A 13971-nucleotide genomic window follows, 5' to 3' on the forward strand; every position below is an offset into this window, starting at 1 on the left:
GGCAGCTCACCCGGCCGATCCGTCGCAGCGGACGGTACGCTCGGCGGGTGACCGACGCATCCCTGCCTGCCGTACCCTCCCTGGCCCGACGCTTCGGGGCGCTGCTGCTCGACTGGATGCTGTGTGTCCTGGCCGCAGGCATCTTCGCCGACCCGATGCGGGACGGCTGGGCGGCCCCGGTGGTGCTGATCGCCGTTTACACCGTCTTCGTCGGTTTCTTCGGCCAGACGCCGGGCATGCGCCTGGCGAAGATTACCTGCCTGGACGTCGATAAGGGTCAGCCGGTCGGCCCCCTCAAGGCAGCCCTCCGAGGCACCCTCCTCGCCCTGGTCATCCCCGCCTTGATCATGGACAGCGAACGCCGCGGCCTCCACGACCGCGTAGCCGGCACCCTAATCCGCCCCGCCGCCTAACACCCCGCCCCACCCCCACCCCTTCTGTCGCAACTCTTAAAGACTTGCGGCCTCAGGGCGTGCTCGAAGGCGCAAGTCTTTAAGAGTTGCGGAGGGAGGGGTGTGGGGGCGCGCGCCCCGGAGGGGCGAGGGCGCTGGGTGGGGGTGGTTAGGGGCGGTGGGTGGTGGGGGGTAGGTGGGCGTGGCGGAGGGTGGGGATGGTCAGGCATAGCGCGGCTGCGGCCAGGATGAGGGCGGCGCTGGCGGCGAAGGCGGTGACCGTGCCGAACTGGGCGGCGGCGAAGCCCATGAGCGCCATCGTCAGTGGCGTGATGCCGAGGTTCGCCAGGTTGTTGATCGAGGCGACCCGGCCGCGATGCGAGTCGGCGGTGTACGCGTGAGTCAGGCCGTTGAGCAGCACCGCCTGCGGGCCGCCCGCCAGCCCGCCGAGCGCGGTGGCAGCGAAGGCCCAGGCCGGGAGCGGGGCGATCGCGATCGCGAACAGCGCGCCGCACTGCACGACCGCGCAGCAGGCCACGATCAGCCCGAGCCGTCCCGCCGGACGCCACCGCATCATCAGCACGTTCCCGGCGGCCGAGCCGATGCCGAACCCGGCGAGCATCCCGCCGATCCCGGCCGCGCCCCAGCCCCGCTCGGCGGCCACGAGCGCCAGACCCACGTTGAGCGGCCCGACCGCACCCAGGTTCACGAGCAGGCCGACCAGCGTCACCGCCCGCAGCAGCCGGTGCCGGGCGAGATAGCGCAGACCTTCGCGAACGGCCGCGCCGATCGGGACCCGAGCCGCTGCGTTTCCGCTCGCCATGCCGCCGGCCAGCGCCTGCTCGCCGGGCGCGGCCGAGCGGGCCGGCACGCCGTCCGTCGCGTCGCGCCCGGTGGCCGCGGCCGGGCGCACTGACCACAGGGCCAGCACCGACACCGCGAACGTGGCCGCGTTGACCAGGCAGGCCAGCGGGAGCCCGCCGATCGGCAGCAGCAGGCCGCCCAGCGGCGCGCCGAAGGTGAGCGCGAGGCGGGCCGTCAGCCCGGACAGCGCGAGACCGCCGGTGAGCTGGGCGGGCGACAGCAGGCGCGGCAGCATGGATCCGGCCGCGGGCAGGAACAGCGCGTCGGCCAGCCCGAACGCCAGCGCCACCACGACCAGCAGGGCGACACTCGGCTGGGCCAGCGCCACGGCTGCGGTGACCAGCGCGATCGCGCCCCGGGCCAGGTCGCTGCCGATCATGAGGCGGCGCGGGCCGTACCGGTCGACGATCGCACCGCCGAACAGCAGCAGCACCAGCCGGGGCAGGGCGGACACGGCTAGCACGACGCCGGCCATGCCGGGGGAGGCGAGCTGGACGGCGCTGAACGACAGCGCGACGTACCAGACCTGGTCGCCGAGGATCGACACGGCCTGCCCGCCGAGGTAGCGCAGGAAGGTGGACTCGCGGTGGGCGGGGACGGCGGGCGGGGTGTGCGGGGGAGCCAGCGTCGCGGTCGTCATCAGGGGCGCTCGGGGAAGGCGTGGAAGAAGGCGAAGACGTGCTCGCGGTCGGGGTCGGCGTCGGGCTGCGCGTCGCGCTCGTTGCTCAGCTGCTTCCAGCGCACGACGAGCTCGTGCAGTTCCTGCGTCATCCCGGCCAGTTCGGCGGGGGTCAACCGCAGGAAGGAGTCGCTGCTCATGGCGGCGGCCTGCCACTGCTCGCTCCAGGTGTCGCGGGACTGCTCGTAGCCGCGTACGCGCTCGAACTCGTCGATGACGGTCTGCGCCTTGACGGCCGAGGAGATCGCCTGGCCCTCGGGGGTGGGGAAGTCGAGCGAGGACCAGCCGGTGGGGCCGGGCACCGCGCGCCACCAGCGTTCGCGGCGGTCGCGGGCCAGCTCGGGGACGTCCTCGACGAAGCCCGCCTTGGCCAGTTCGCGCAGGTGGTAGCTGGTCTGCCCCGGGTCGGTGCCCAGTCGCTTGGACAGGGTCGCACCGGTGGCCGGGCCGAGCTGGGTGAGCAGCCGGTACAGCTTCTGCCGGACCGGCTGGGCGAGGCCCTTGAGGACCTCGGGATCGGTGATGCGCCTCATCTCCATGCGCACCACGCTAGATCCAGTAGAACTCTACCGCAATATTCCTACTGGATCTTGTCAGCATCGATGGATATGGGCGTCAAGAAGGGCACCTTCCCATAACGCAGAGCGTTAAGAAGGTGCCCTTCCTTGAAGCGGGTCAGCGCTGGCGGCCGCCACCGCGCGGCATGCGCGGCGGGCGGAACTCCTTGGGGAGCTGGCCGCGGGGCATCTGGGGGCGGGCGTTGAGGGCGGTCAGGGCCCGGTCCAGGGCGTTGACCTCCTTGCCCGACAGGTTGCGGGGCAGGCGCATCAGCGTCATCCGCAGCTTGCGGATGGACAGCTGGCCCTCTTCGGTGCCGATGATGTAGTCGTACAGCGGGGCGTCGCCGATGACCTTGCTCAGGCGGCGCTTCTGCTCGCCCAGCAGCGGCTTGAGTCGCGCCGGGTTGCCCTCGGCGAGCAGGATCACGCCGGGCTTGCCGATGACCAGGTGCACCACGTCGAACTGGGTGGTCGCCGAGACGGCCTGCTTGACCCGCCAGTCACCGCGCATCTGCTCGACGAGCTGGCCGGCCGCGCCGGGCTGGCCCTCCATCATGTTCATCATCGCGGTGTTCGACCGCAGGTTGAGCACGATGAGCACGGCCAGCAGCGCGGTCAGGATGCCCAGCGGGATCCAGATCCAGCCCCAGCCCAGCAGCACCGCCACCACGGTGAGAGCGAGCGGCAGCAGAATAGCGGCCGCCACCAGGGGCGTGAACCACTTGTCCTGCTTGGCGGTGAACTTGAACACCATGCCGATCTGCTTCAACCGCTGGAAGAAGGAGACCTTTTCTTCGGCCTTTGCCATAGGGGAGATCCTAGATTGGGTGACGGTGGGGCTTTCAGGCGGCGGCAGTACGCGCGTCGAGTGCCTGACGATACAAGCGACCGGCCCGGTATGACGAACGGACCAGGGGACCGCTCATGACCCCGGCGAAGCCGATCTCCTCGGCCTCCTCGCGCAGCTCGACGAACTCCTCGGGCTTCACCCAGCGCTCGACGGGGTGGTGGCGCGGGGTGGGGCGCAGGTACTGCGTGATGGTGATCAGCTCGCAGCCCGCCTCGTGCAGGTCGCGCAGGGCCTGCGAGACCTCGGCGCGCTCCTCGCCCATACCCAGGATCAGGTTCGACTTGGTGACCAGGCCGGCGGTGCGGGCCTGGGTGATCACGTCGAGGGAGCGCTCGTAGCGGAAGCCGGGGCGGATGCGCTTGAAGATGCGCGGCACCGTCTCCACGTTGTGGGCCAGCACCTCGGGCGCGGCTGAGAAGACCTCGGCCAGTTGCTCGGGGACGGCGTTGAAGTCGGGGATCAGCAGCTCGACGCCGCAGCCCGGGACCAGCGCGTGGATCTGGCGGACGGTCTCGGCGTACAGCCAGGCGCCGCCGTCGGGCAGGTCGTCGCGGGCCACGCCGGTGACGGTCGCGTACTTCAGGCCCATGGTGGCGACGGACTCGCCGACGCGGCGCGGCTCGTCGGCGTCGAACTCGGCCGGCTTGCCGGTGTCGATCTGGCAGAAGTCGCAGCGCCGGGTGCACTGGTCACCGCCGATGAGGAAGGTCGCCTCGCGGTCCTCCCAGCACTCGTAGATGTTCGGGCAGCCGGCCTCCTGGCACACCGTGTGCAGGCCTTCCCGCTTCACCAGCGAGCTGAGCTGGGTGAACTCGGGACCCATCTTCGCCTTGACCTTGATCCACTCGGGCTTGCGCTCGATGGGGGTCTCGGCGTTGCGGGCCTCGACGCGCAGCAGGCGCCTGCCCTCGGGAGCGACGATGGTCATGCCGCCAGCGTACGCGCCGAAACGGCCTTGATCTTCTGCTGGGTAACGGACGTCTCAGTGCCCGCTACCGGCCGGAATCACCCACTCATGAGTGCCGCCGCTCGCCGTCGTGAGCCGCTCGAAGTCGCGGTCGTAATGCAGCACGGTGAGGCGGTGCTCCGCGGCGGTGGCCGCCACCAGCACGTCGACCGGCGGGGTGCGGTGCCAGCCACGCTGGGTGAGCGCGCCGTGCAGGTCGATGACGGCCAGCGGATCGCTCAGCTCGACGCGGGGCAGCAGGCCGAGGGCGTTGCGCATCTGCAGCCAGTCGCGGCCGTTGCGGGCGGCGACCAGGATTTCCAACATCGCGGGTACGCAGATCGCGAGCTCCTCGGCGGCGGCCAGTTCACTGAGCCGCCGCATCGCCGAGGCGTTCAGCCTGCCCTGGAAGTACGCGCTGGTGTCGAGGAGGTAGCGCATCCTCAGGCGGCCCACTCGGCGCGGCGCTGCGCCCAGGCGACATCCAGGGACGGTGTCTGCTCCAGCAGGTCCTGCGTCTGCTCAAGGTGATCGCGGTAGCTCTGCCGCTCGGCGGGAGACAGGGCGACGAACTCCCGGAACGACTCCTCCAGGTGGTCGCCGAACGCGTTGCGCCGTTCGCGCAGCCGGGCGGCGGCGTCCTGCAGGGCGCGGTTGACCGTGTCCTTCTTCGTGGTCGTGCCGTAGTAACGACGCGCCTGCTCCAGCGCCTCGTCGTCGAGGTCGATCAGGGTGTTGGCCACGGCGCGCCTCCTTCATATGTGCTGCCCGCCAAATATATGCGAGCCGCCATCGGCATACAAGAAATGGGGTTGCGTGGGTGGAACACCGGTCGGTAACTTGCCTGCCAACAGCAGTGACGGGGCGAATCACCGGAGTGACGCCCGGGTCGGACGGCCTGACGCCGCCCGTATGGCTCCGTTCACCGGCTGGTAGAGGCCCGGATCATCCGGGTGAAGGTGTGGTGGCACCGCGGGTTCCCAAACCGCCCACACCCCTTTGGGGATGGCGTTGCGGAAGAACCCGGAGGTAACCCACCATGCAACGCATCCTTTCCGTCGAGCTGCCCCGCCATGTGGGCGCACGGATCACCATCGCCGGCTGGCTCCATCGCCGCCGGCTGCTCAAATCGGTCGCCTTCCTCATCGTGCGCGACGCGTCCGGGCTCAGCCAGGTCGTGGTCACCGCGCCGGAGCTGCGGGCGCACCTGGAGACACTGCCCGAGGAGACCGTGGTCGCCGTCGAGGGCCTGGTCACCGCGAACCCGGCCGCGCCGGGTGGCGCGGAGCTGACCGAACCGGTGGTACGCCTGCTCGGCGAACCCGCCCAGCCCACGCCGTTCGACCTGTATCGGCCGGTGCTGTCGCCGACCCTGCCCACCCAGCTCGACCACGCCCCGCTGTCGCTGCGCCACCCGTCCCGGGCCCGCGCGCTGCGGATCAGCGCCGCGGCGACGGCCGGGTTCCGCCAGGGCCTGGACGCGCTCGGGTTCACCGAGGTGCACACCCCCAAGATCGTCGCGACGGCGACGGAGTCCGGGGCGAACGTCTTCGCGCTGGACTACTTCGGCCGCCCGGCCTACCTGGCCCAGTCGCCGCAGTTCTACAAGCAGCAGCTGGTGGGGGTGTTCGAGCGGGTGTACGAGGTGGGGCCGGTGTTCCGGGCCGAGCCCAGCGACACCACCCGGCACCTTGCCCAGTACACCTCGCTAGACGCGGAGCTGGGGTTCATCGGCGACCACCGCGACGTGATGGCGGTGCTGCGCGAGACCGTGGCGGCCATGGTCGCCAGGGTCGCCGCGCTCGGCGCCGCGGTCGAGGACCTGGAACTGCCCGAGGTGCCCGCCGAGATCCCCGCCGTCCACTTCGCCGAAGCGCTCAAGATCGCCGGTGCGCCGGCGGACGAGCCCGACCTCGCCCCGGCCCACGAGCGGGCGATCGGGGAGTGGGCGAAGCGGGAGCACGGGAGCGAGTTCGTCTTCGTCACCGGATACCCGATGGCCAAGCGGCCCTTCTACACCCACCCGCAGCCGACCGACCCGCGCTGGTCGAACAGCTTCGACCTGCTGTTCCGGGGACTGGAGCTGGTCACCGGCGGGCAGCGGCTGCACCGGCACAGCGACTACCTCGCGGCGCTGGCCGCGCGCGGGGAGAGCGCCGAGACGTACGAGCCCTACCTGCAGGCGTTCCGCCACGGCATGCCGCCGCACGGCGGCTTCGCGATCGGCCTGGAGCGGTTCACGGCCCGGATCACCGGAGCCCAGAACATCCGCGAGGTCACCGCGTACCCCCGCGACCTGCACCGCGTCACGCCGTAACCCTGGACCCGCCGCGCGGCCCACCACACCGGGTCGCGCGGCGCTCGATCGACCGTCCTGCCTGGCGATCGGGCGTATACGCAGCATAGATACGCCCGATCGCCAGGCAGGACGCATGATCAGGTGGCACGGTGAGTGCATGGAGTTCCTGATCGGGCTGATCTGCCTGGTGATTATCGTGGTGGTGCTCGGGGCCTGGGTCGCCTCGCTCTACAACGGGCTGGTCCGCGCGCGCAACGGCTACCAGAACGCGTTCGCGCAGATCGACGTGCAGCTCACCCGCCGCCACGATCTGATCCCGAACCTGGTCGAGACGGCCAAGGGGTATCTCAAGCACGAGCGCGAGACGCTGGAGGCGGTGACCGCCGCGCGCACCGCCGCGATGACCGCGCAGGCCACCGCGGCCCGCAACCCCGGCGACCCGGCCGCGATGCAGGGGCTGGCCGGGGCCGAGAACGGCCTGACCCAGGCGCTGGGGCGGCTGTTCGCGGTGTCCGAGGCCTACCCGGACCTCAAGGCCAACCAGAACATGATGCAGCTGTCGGAGGAGCTGACCTCCACCGAGAACCGGGTCGCCTTCGCCCGGCAGGGCTACAACGACGCCGTGCTGGCGTACAACAACAAGCGCGAGACGTTCCCCGGCAGCGTGCTGGCCGGGCCGTTCGGCTTCCACAAGGCCGCGCTGCTGGAGATCGACGATCCGGGCAAGCGCGAAGCCCCGCGCGTGCAGTTCTGACCGCCGCGGCGATGGACTTCTTCGAGCGCCAGCGGCAGGTCAAGCGGATGTCGTTCCGCCTGATCCTGCTGTACGTGCTGGCCGTACTGGCCATCGTGATCGTCGTCGACCTCGCGGTCGCGTTCGCGCTCGGCGCGTTCGAGGCCCCGGCGGCCGAGCTGGCCTGGCTGATGTTCTGGACGTCGGTGCTGACCGGCGGGTCGATCCTGCTGGCGTCGCTGTTCCGGACCATCGGGCTGCGCGCGGGCGGCGGCAAGGTGGCCCGCGACCTGGGCGGCGTGCTGGTTCCCGAGGACACCACCGACCTGCGGCTGCGGCGGCTGCGCAACGTGGTCGAGGAGGTCGCGCTGGCCTCCGGCGTGCCGGTGCCCGAGGTGTACGTGCTGGAGGACGAGCAGGGCATCAACGCCTTCGCGGCGGGCTGGTCCCCGGCCGACGCGGCGATCGCCGTGACCCGCGGCGCGCTGGACCGGCTCAACCGCGACGAGCTGCAGGGCGTCATCGCGCACGAGTTCAGCCACGTGCTCAACGGCGACATGCGGATCAACATCCGGCTCATCGGGCTGCTGTTCGGCATCCTGTTCCTGGCCATCGTCGGGCGCACGTTCCTCTACGCGGGCGCGTTCGGCGGCGGCCGGGACCGCCGCGACAACCAGGGCAGCAACCCACTACCCCTGATCGGTATCGCGCTGATCGTCGCCGGGTCCGTCGGCGTGTTCGCCGGACGGCTCATCCAGGCGTCGGTGTCGCGCCAGCGGGAGTACCTGGCCGACGCGTCGGCGGTGCAGTTCACCCGGCAGACCTCGGGCCTGGCCGGGGCGCTCAAGAAGATCGGCGGCCTGGAGACCGGCTCCCGGCTGACCTCGCCGAAGATCGACGAGGTCGGCCACATGCTGTTCGGCGAGGCCCGGCTGCGGTCGCTGTTCGCCACCCACCCGCCGCTGGCCGACCGCATCCGCGCGCTGGAGCCCGGCTTCGACCCGGCCGAGCTGACCGCGCTCGCGGCGCGCTGGCGTGACGCGCCGCCGTCCGGGCTGGCCGAGGACGCGGCGATGGGCCTGGCCGGGCCCGAGCACGGCGGCGCGCTGCCGCACCACGAGACCCGGCTGCCGGTCAACCCCGGCGCGGTCGCCGCGTCCGTCGGCACGCCCCAGCAGCCCGCGTACCGGCGTGCTGAGTCCATCCTCGAACAGTTCCCGCCGGAGGTCCTGGCCCGCGCCCGGCGCGGCGACACCGCTCCCGTCCTGCTGTTCGGGCTGCTGCTGTCGGAGCAGCCCGAGGTGCGCGACAGCCAGCTCGCGGTGCTGCGCGAACGGCACGGCGACGCCGCCGCCGCGGACGCCCTCGCCGCCGTGGGCTGGCTGGAGGGGCTGCATCCGCTGCTGCGGCTGCCGCTGGCCCAGCTGTGCTTCCCGGCGCTGCGCTCCCACCCACTGGCCCGCCGCCAGGACCTGCTCGGCACCATCGACGCCCTGGCCAGGGCCGACGGCCGGATCAGCGTCTTCGAGTACGCCCTGACCCGCCTGCTGCACCGCGACCTGTACGAGGCGACCTACGACAGCCAGCCCTGGCCGACCCGCTCACAGAGCCTCGCGAGTTGCCGTAACGCGATCGCCTCACTGCTGGCCGTGCTCGCCCGCGCGGGTCACCCGGACGAGGCGTCCGCCGACCGCGCCTACCAGGTCGGCCTGGCGCGGATCCTGCCCGGCCAGCAGATCCCGATGACCGCCCCACAGCACGGCGTACTCGCCCTCGACGGCGCCTGGCCCCTCCTCGACGGCCTGGCCCCGAAGGACAAGTCCCTCCTGATCCAAGCCGTCGTAGCCGTCATCGCCGAAGACGGCACCATGACCGTCCCCGAACAGGAACTGACCCGCACCATCTGCGGCATGCTCCACTGCCCCCTCCCGCCCCTGACCACCTGACCGCCCCACCCCCGGCGCAACTCTTGAAGACAAGCGCCAATGGGGACTGCCTGAGGCCGCGACTCTTTAAGAGTTGCGGAAAGGTGGGGTCAGGGTGGTGAGGAGGGTGGGGAGGTGGCGTTCGATTAGGGGGAGGACTTCGGCGACGGTGACGTCGCGGCCTAGTTCGGCGGTGAGGGAGGTCACCGAGGCGTCGGTGATGCCGCAGGGGACGATGTTGGCGAAACGGGTCATGTCAGGGTCGCAGTTGAGGGCGAAGCCGTGCAGGGAGACGTTGCGGGCGACCCGGATGCCGATCGCGGCGACCTTGCGGTCGGGGCCGCGGTCGTCCTCGCGGACCCATACCCCGGAGCGGTTGTTGCCCTTGATCCTGGTGGTGGCGACGCCGAGTTCGGCGCAGACGTCGATGAGCATCTGTTCGGTACGCCGCACGTGCGCGACCACGTCGGCGAGCCCGCCGCGCTGCACCGGCAGCCGCAGGATCGGGTAGCCGACGAGTTGCCCCGGCCCGTGCCAGGTGATCTTCCCGCCCCGGTCCACGTCGACGACCGGGGTGCCGTCGAACGGGCGCTCCCAGGGTTCGGTGAGCTTGCCGGCGGTGTACACGCTGGGGTGTTCCAGCAGCAGCACGGTGTTCGGCTCGCTGCCCTCGACGACGCCCGCGTGCAGGCGGCGCTGCTCGTCCCAGGCGGTCAGATACTCGACGGTGCCGGCGCGGCGGACCGCGAGTGCCGGCGAGACGATGCTGGTCACGTCGCTCAGGCTACTCGCGCGGGAAAGCCTGGCCAGGAAAGGTGCGCGGCGTCACCCGTACCCGTGAATGCGAGCCCGGCCCGCGACCGGTTAGGGTGTGCGCGAGCACGCTTGTGAAAGCTTTCACAAATAGTGGCACGCTGTGCCATCCCCCTGGCCTGAGCACGGAAAGGACGCCTCGCGATGACGGCGACGCGGGAGAAGAAGGAGCTCCGGGGCGAACCGGGGCAGCACAACGCCGCTCCACCGCGGCGTCGGCGGCTGCGCTGGCTGCTGCCGGCGATCGGGCTCGTGGTGTGGCTGGTCGTGGGCGGGGCCATGGGCGGCTTCTCCAGCAAGACCGCCGAGGTCCAGAAGAACGACAACGCCTCCTTCCTGCCGGAGAGCGCCGAGGCGACGGTCGTGCTCGACCTGAGCAAGAAGTTCGCCGGGCTCGACGTCGTGCCGGCCCAGCTGGTGTACGGCCGCGACAGCGGGCTGACCGACGCGGACAAGACGGCCATCGCCGAGCAGCTAGCGACGATCAAGCGGGAGCTCGGCAGCCGGATCGCCGACGTGCCGCTGCTGCCGCGCTACTCCGACGACGGCAAGGCCGCCCAGGTCATCGTGCTGTTCACGGAGACCGACGCGCAGAAGAACATGACCGACGTGACCTGGATCCGCGACCACACGGGCCTGCCCGACGGGCTGAACGCGCACGTCGGCGGGCTGGGCGGCATCCTCACCGACATGATGGAGGTCTTCGGCTCCATCGACGGCCTGCTGCTCGGCGTCACCGTCGCCATCATCGGCGTCATCCTGCTGATCGTGTACCGCAGCCCGATCCTGCCCGTGGTCGTGCTGTTCGGCGCGGGCCTGGCGTTCGCGCTGGCCAACGGCGTGGTCTACCTGCTGGCCAAGGAGGAGATCATCACGGTCTCCGGGCAGAGCCAGGCCATCCTCGACGTGCTCGTGCTGGGCGCGGCCACCGACTACGCGATGCTGCTGGTCTCCCGTTTCCGCGAGGAGCTGCGGCACACCGAGAGCCGGTACGACGCGATGCGGGTCGCGCTGCGCGCCTCGTTCGAGCCGATCCTGGCCAGCGGCGCGACGGTCATCCTGGGCCTGCTCTGCCTGCTCGTGTCCGACCTCGCCTCCAACAAGGGCCTCGGCCCGGTCGGCGCGATCGGCATCGCCAGCAGCCTCGCCGTCTCGCTGACCCTGCTGCCCGCGGTCCTGGTGCTGCTCGGACGGGTGGCGTTCTGGCCCGTACGGCCTAAGTTCGACTCCGCGCCCGTCGAGCAGCAGGGCGTCTGGGCGAAGGTGTCCGCGCTGGTCGGTCGCCGGGCCCGGCTCGTCTGGATCGGCACCGCCGTGCTGCTGCTGGCCGGGGTCGCGGGCCTGACCCGGCTGGACGCCGACGGCATCCCGCAGTCGGAGGGCTTCACCGGCCACCCCGACTCGGTCTCCGCGCAGGAGCTGACCACCGCCCACTTCCCGGGCGGCACCGGCAACCCCGCCGAGATCGTCACCCGCGCCGACAAGCTGGACCAGGTGCTGCTGGCGGTACGCCAGACCAAGGGTGTCGCCGACGCGGCCCCGTTCACCGGGATGCCCGTCCCGATGGCGGTCGTCCCGCCGTCGCCCGACGGCCAGACCGGCACGGACCCGACCGGGACCGGAACGACCGGGACCGGCACCGGTGCGGCGCTGCCCAACCCGGTCATCCCCGTGAACACCGAGCCGAAGGTCGTCGACGGGATGGTGCGGATCGACGCGACGCTGACCGACGCGGCCGACTCGCCCGCAGCGCTGGACACCGTCGAGCGGCTGCGGACCGCGGTGCACGCGATCGGCGGGGCGGACGCCAAGGTCGGCGGGTTCAGCGCGATCAACTACGACGTGCAGCACACCTCGCAGCGCGACCGCAACGTGATCATCCCGCTGGTGCTGGGGGTCATCTTCCTGATCCTGATGGTGCTGCTGCGCTCGCTGATCGCGCCGCTGCTGCTGATCGCCACGGTCGTGCTGTCGTACCTGGCGACGCTGGGCATCTCCGGCATCGTGTTCACCGACCTGCTGGGCTTCCCCGGCGCGGACTCCTCGTATCCGCTGTTCGCCTTCGTGTTCCTGGTGGCGCTGGGGGTCGACTACAACATCTTCCTGATGACGCGGGTCCGCGAGGAGGCCGGCAAGCTCGGCCACACCGCGGGCACGCTCAAGGGGCTGGCCGTGACCGGCGGCGTGATCACCAGCGCCGGGGTGGTGCTGGCGGCGACGTTCGCGGCGCTCGCGGTGCTGCCGCTGGTCTTCGTGGTGGAGATCGCGTTCGCGGTGGCCTTCGGCGTGCTGCTGGACACGCTGCTGGTGCGCTCGCTGCTGGTGCCCGCGCTGACGGTCGACATCGGCCGGTTCGTCTGGTGGCCCGGCAAGCTCTGGCGGACCCCCGCGCCCGAGCAGAAGGTCGACCCGGCGCAGTAGACCCCGGGGTGGGGCGGCGCACCCTCGGCTGACACAGCCGGGGGTGCGCCTGCGCTGGCGTGGCTGCCGGACCGCGAGCGGTCGTGCCGGTGCGTAAGGTAGCGCCGTGTCGTTGACCGCTCTGGAACCCGCCGCCGAGACCGTGTCCGGCCCGCCCGCGTCGCGCCGCCCGCACTGGACCGCGGTCGTGGAGACGCTGCTCATCCTCGCCGGGCTGGCCCGACTGGTCTGGGGTCAGCAGGTCGCGGTGGTGGCCGACGGGGTGGACCGGCTCAACAGCCTGAGCGTGCTGCTCGGCGAGGGCCGCCTCAACAACAGCGAATACTCGATCATGGGCCCGCTGTTCTCCGCGCCGATGTGGCTGCTCGGCCGGGCGGTGGCCACGCCCGAGGCGGGGATCAAGTACTTCAACCTGGTCGTGTTCACCGCCGGGCTGGCCGCGCTCGGGCTGCTGCTGCGCGGTCTGGTCCCCGGTGCGCTGATCCGGCGGTTCATGCTGATCACGGTCGCGGCGAGCATGCTCGCGCCGGACGTCGGCCACTACGGCAGCGAGACCTTCACCATGATGGGGGTGATGGTCGGCATCGTCGTGATCGTGCGGGGACGCCGGCGGGGCTGGGGGTGGGCGGCCGCCGTGCTCGGCGTCGTCAACACCCCGGCGACAGTGGCCGGGCTGGGGCTGGTGAGCCTCGCCGAGACGTGGCGGCACCGCCGCCTGCGGCTGCTCGTCCCGGTGGCGGTCGCCGCGGCGCTGATCCTGCTGGAGATCCTGGCCCGCAAGGGCGGCTACGTCGGTGACCGGGGAGCGAAGGACGTCATGCCGTTCTCGGGGCGGCCCGGGTTCTCGTACCCCTTCTTCTTCGGGGTGCTGGCGATCGTCTTCGCGTTCGGCCGGGGCATCCTCTGGTACCTGCCCGGCATGTTCCTGCCGACCCGCCGAGCACTGGCCGACCTGGGCCCGACCGGCATCGACCTGGCCCGGATCCAGCGTCTCTGGCTGATCTTCGTGGGCGGCCTGGTGCTGATCTACGCCCCGTGGTGGGCCTGGTACGCCGGGATGTCATGGGGTCCGCGTTTCTTCCTGGCGGGCATCCTGCCCGCCGCCCTCGCGCTCGCCCTGCGGCTGGGACACCGGCAGGCCGGTCTCGGCGCGAACCTGATCACCCTGGCCGTGCTGATCCTGTCGATCTGGATCGGCCTGAACAGCCTGTTCTGGCACGAGCTGTGGCCCACCGCGTGCTTCAACACCCCGCAGTCGGTCGAGGCACTCTGCTGGTACTCACCCGAGTACAGCTCGCTGTGGTACCCGCTGGTCTCCTGGCAGTTCCAGTACCTGACCGCCACCCAGTGGCTCAGCGTCGCCTACAGCGCCGCCGTCCTCGGCTGGCTCGGCACCCCCCTGCTCCGCCGCATCACGTCCCAGACCGCGACCGCCTACCGCGACCACCTCCGCCCCCGCCTGACCCGCACCGCCTGGCACTGGTAGGCG

13 protein-coding genes are annotated in these 13971 nt (G+C 71.3%); 6 read left to right on the forward strand and 7 right to left on the reverse strand.

Features of this window, described 5'->3' with window-relative positions; all coding sequences use genetic code 11:
* Positions 1 to 47 precede the first annotated feature (47 nt).
* Positions 48 to 413, forward strand: a complete 366-nt coding sequence (locus HAV40_RS16595; protein WP_239085853.1) for an RDD family protein — start codon at positions 48 to 50, stop codon at positions 411 to 413.
* Between the two features lie 148 nt (positions 414 to 561).
* On the opposite strand, the gene HAV40_RS16600 is transcribed toward HAV40_RS16595, so the two are convergent.
* The 6 genes from HAV40_RS16600 to HAV40_RS16625 all read right to left on the reverse strand — a co-directional run bounded on the left by HAV40_RS16600 (position 562) and on the right by HAV40_RS16625 (position 5034).
* Positions 562 to 1896 (reverse strand): MFS transporter, encoded by a 1335-nt coding sequence (locus HAV40_RS16600; RefSeq protein ID WP_166382182.1) that lies wholly within the window; start codon positions 1894 to 1896, stop codon positions 562 to 564.
* Entirely contained in the window at positions 1896 to 2474 is a 579-nt protein-coding gene (locus HAV40_RS16605; RefSeq protein WP_166382184.1) for a winged helix-turn-helix domain-containing protein, read from the reverse strand. The genes HAV40_RS16600 and HAV40_RS16605 overlap by 1 nt, the downstream gene beginning before the upstream one ends.
* A gap of 136 nt (positions 2475 to 2610) precedes the next feature.
* Positions 2611 to 3303 carry a DUF4191 domain-containing protein gene (locus tag HAV40_RS16610; protein WP_166382186.1) on the reverse strand — a complete coding sequence of 231 codons (693 nt, stop codon included), beginning with the start codon at positions 3301 to 3303 and terminating at the stop codon, positions 2611 to 2613.
* 34 nt (positions 3304 to 3337) lie between these two features.
* Positions 3338 to 4273 (reverse strand): lipoyl synthase, encoded by a 936-nt coding sequence (gene lipA, locus HAV40_RS16615; protein WP_166382188.1) that lies wholly within the window; start codon positions 4271 to 4273, stop codon positions 3338 to 3340.
* Positions 4274 to 4327: 54 nt separating this feature from the next.
* Positions 4328 to 4732, reverse strand: coding sequence for a PIN domain-containing protein (locus HAV40_RS16620; protein ID WP_166382190.1), 405 nt, complete (start codon positions 4730 to 4732; stop codon positions 4328 to 4330).
* 2 nt (positions 4733 to 4734) lie between these two features.
* Positions 4735 to 5034, reverse strand: coding sequence for a type II toxin-antitoxin system VapB family antitoxin (locus tag HAV40_RS16625; protein WP_166382192.1), 300 nt, complete (start codon positions 5032 to 5034; stop codon positions 4735 to 4737).
* A gap of 296 nt (positions 5035 to 5330) precedes the next feature.
* Here HAV40_RS16625 and aspS point away from each other — a divergent pair, with 296 nt between their 5' ends.
* From aspS to HAV40_RS16640, 3 genes are all read left to right on the forward strand, one after another.
* On the forward strand, positions 5331 to 6608 hold the full coding sequence (gene aspS / locus HAV40_RS16630) for an aspartate--tRNA(Asn) ligase (RefSeq protein WP_166382194.1): 1278 nt from the start codon (positions 5331 to 5333) through the stop codon (positions 6606 to 6608).
* Positions 6609 to 6747: 139 nt separating this feature from the next.
* Positions 6748 to 7344, forward strand: coding sequence for a LemA family protein (locus HAV40_RS16635; RefSeq protein ID WP_239085851.1), 597 nt, complete (start codon positions 6748 to 6750; stop codon positions 7342 to 7344).
* 11 nt (positions 7345 to 7355) lie between these two features.
* A complete protein-coding gene (locus HAV40_RS16640; RefSeq protein ID WP_166382196.1) occupies positions 7356 to 9269 on the forward strand; it encodes a M48 family metallopeptidase in 1914 nt (637 codons plus the stop codon).
* 66 nt (positions 9270 to 9335) lie between these two features.
* Here the strand turns inward: HAV40_RS16640 and lipB are convergent, their stop codons facing one another.
* On the reverse strand, positions 9336 to 10013 hold the full coding sequence (lipB, locus tag HAV40_RS16645) for a lipoyl(octanoyl) transferase LipB (RefSeq protein ID WP_409364931.1): 678 nt from the start codon (positions 10011 to 10013) through the stop codon (positions 9336 to 9338).
* 327 nt (positions 10014 to 10340) lie between these two features.
* On the opposite strand from lipB, the gene HAV40_RS16650 reads away from it, so the two are divergent.
* Together HAV40_RS16650 and HAV40_RS16655 are read left to right on the forward strand one after the other, a co-directional pair.
* Positions 10341 to 12482 (forward strand): MMPL family transporter, encoded by a 2142-nt coding sequence (locus HAV40_RS16650; RefSeq protein ID WP_166382623.1) that lies wholly within the window; start codon positions 10341 to 10343, stop codon positions 12480 to 12482.
* Positions 12483 to 12588: 106 nt separating this feature from the next.
* Positions 12589 to 13968, forward strand: coding sequence for a hypothetical protein (locus HAV40_RS16655; protein WP_166382200.1), 1380 nt, complete (start codon positions 12589 to 12591; stop codon positions 13966 to 13968).
* Positions 13969 to 13971 lie beyond the last annotated feature (3 nt).

It is taken from the genome of Catellatospora methionotrophica, assembly GCF_011297335.1.
Classification (GTDB): domain Bacteria; phylum Actinomycetota; class Actinomycetes; order Mycobacteriales; family Micromonosporaceae; genus Catellatospora; species Catellatospora methionotrophica.

What these genes read in the sequence shown, in the direction of transcription:
- HAV40_RS16600 (WP_166382182.1), bottom strand. Translation starts at nt 1,896, where the DNA reads ATGACGACCGCGACGCTGGCTCCCCCGCACACCCCGCCCGCCGTCCCC.
- HAV40_RS16605 (WP_166382184.1), bottom strand. Translation starts at nt 2,474, where the DNA reads ATGGAGATGAGGCGCATCACCGATCCCGAGGTCCTCAAGGGCCTCGCC.
- HAV40_RS16610 (WP_166382186.1), bottom strand. Translation starts at nt 3,303, where the DNA reads ATGGCAAAGGCCGAAGAAAAGGTCTCCTTCTTCCAGCGGTTGAAGCAG.
- lipA (WP_166382188.1), bottom strand. Translation starts at nt 4,273, where the DNA reads ATGACCATCGTCGCTCCCGAGGGCAGGCGCCTGCTGCGCGTCGAGGCC.
- HAV40_RS16620 (WP_166382190.1), bottom strand. Translation starts at nt 4,732, where the DNA reads ATGCGCTACCTCCTCGACACCAGCGCGTACTTCCAGGGCAGGCTGAAC.
- aspS (WP_166382194.1), top strand. Translation starts at nt 5,331, where the DNA reads ATGCAACGCATCCTTTCCGTCGAGCTGCCCCGCCATGTGGGCGCACGG.
- HAV40_RS16635 (WP_239085851.1), top strand. Translation starts at nt 6,748, where the DNA reads ATGGAGTTCCTGATCGGGCTGATCTGCCTGGTGATTATCGTGGTGGTG.
- HAV40_RS16640 (WP_166382196.1), top strand. Translation starts at nt 7,356, where the DNA reads ATGGACTTCTTCGAGCGCCAGCGGCAGGTCAAGCGGATGTCGTTCCGC.
- HAV40_RS16650 (WP_166382623.1), top strand. Translation starts at nt 10,341, where the DNA reads ATGGGCGGCTTCTCCAGCAAGACCGCCGAGGTCCAGAAGAACGACAAC.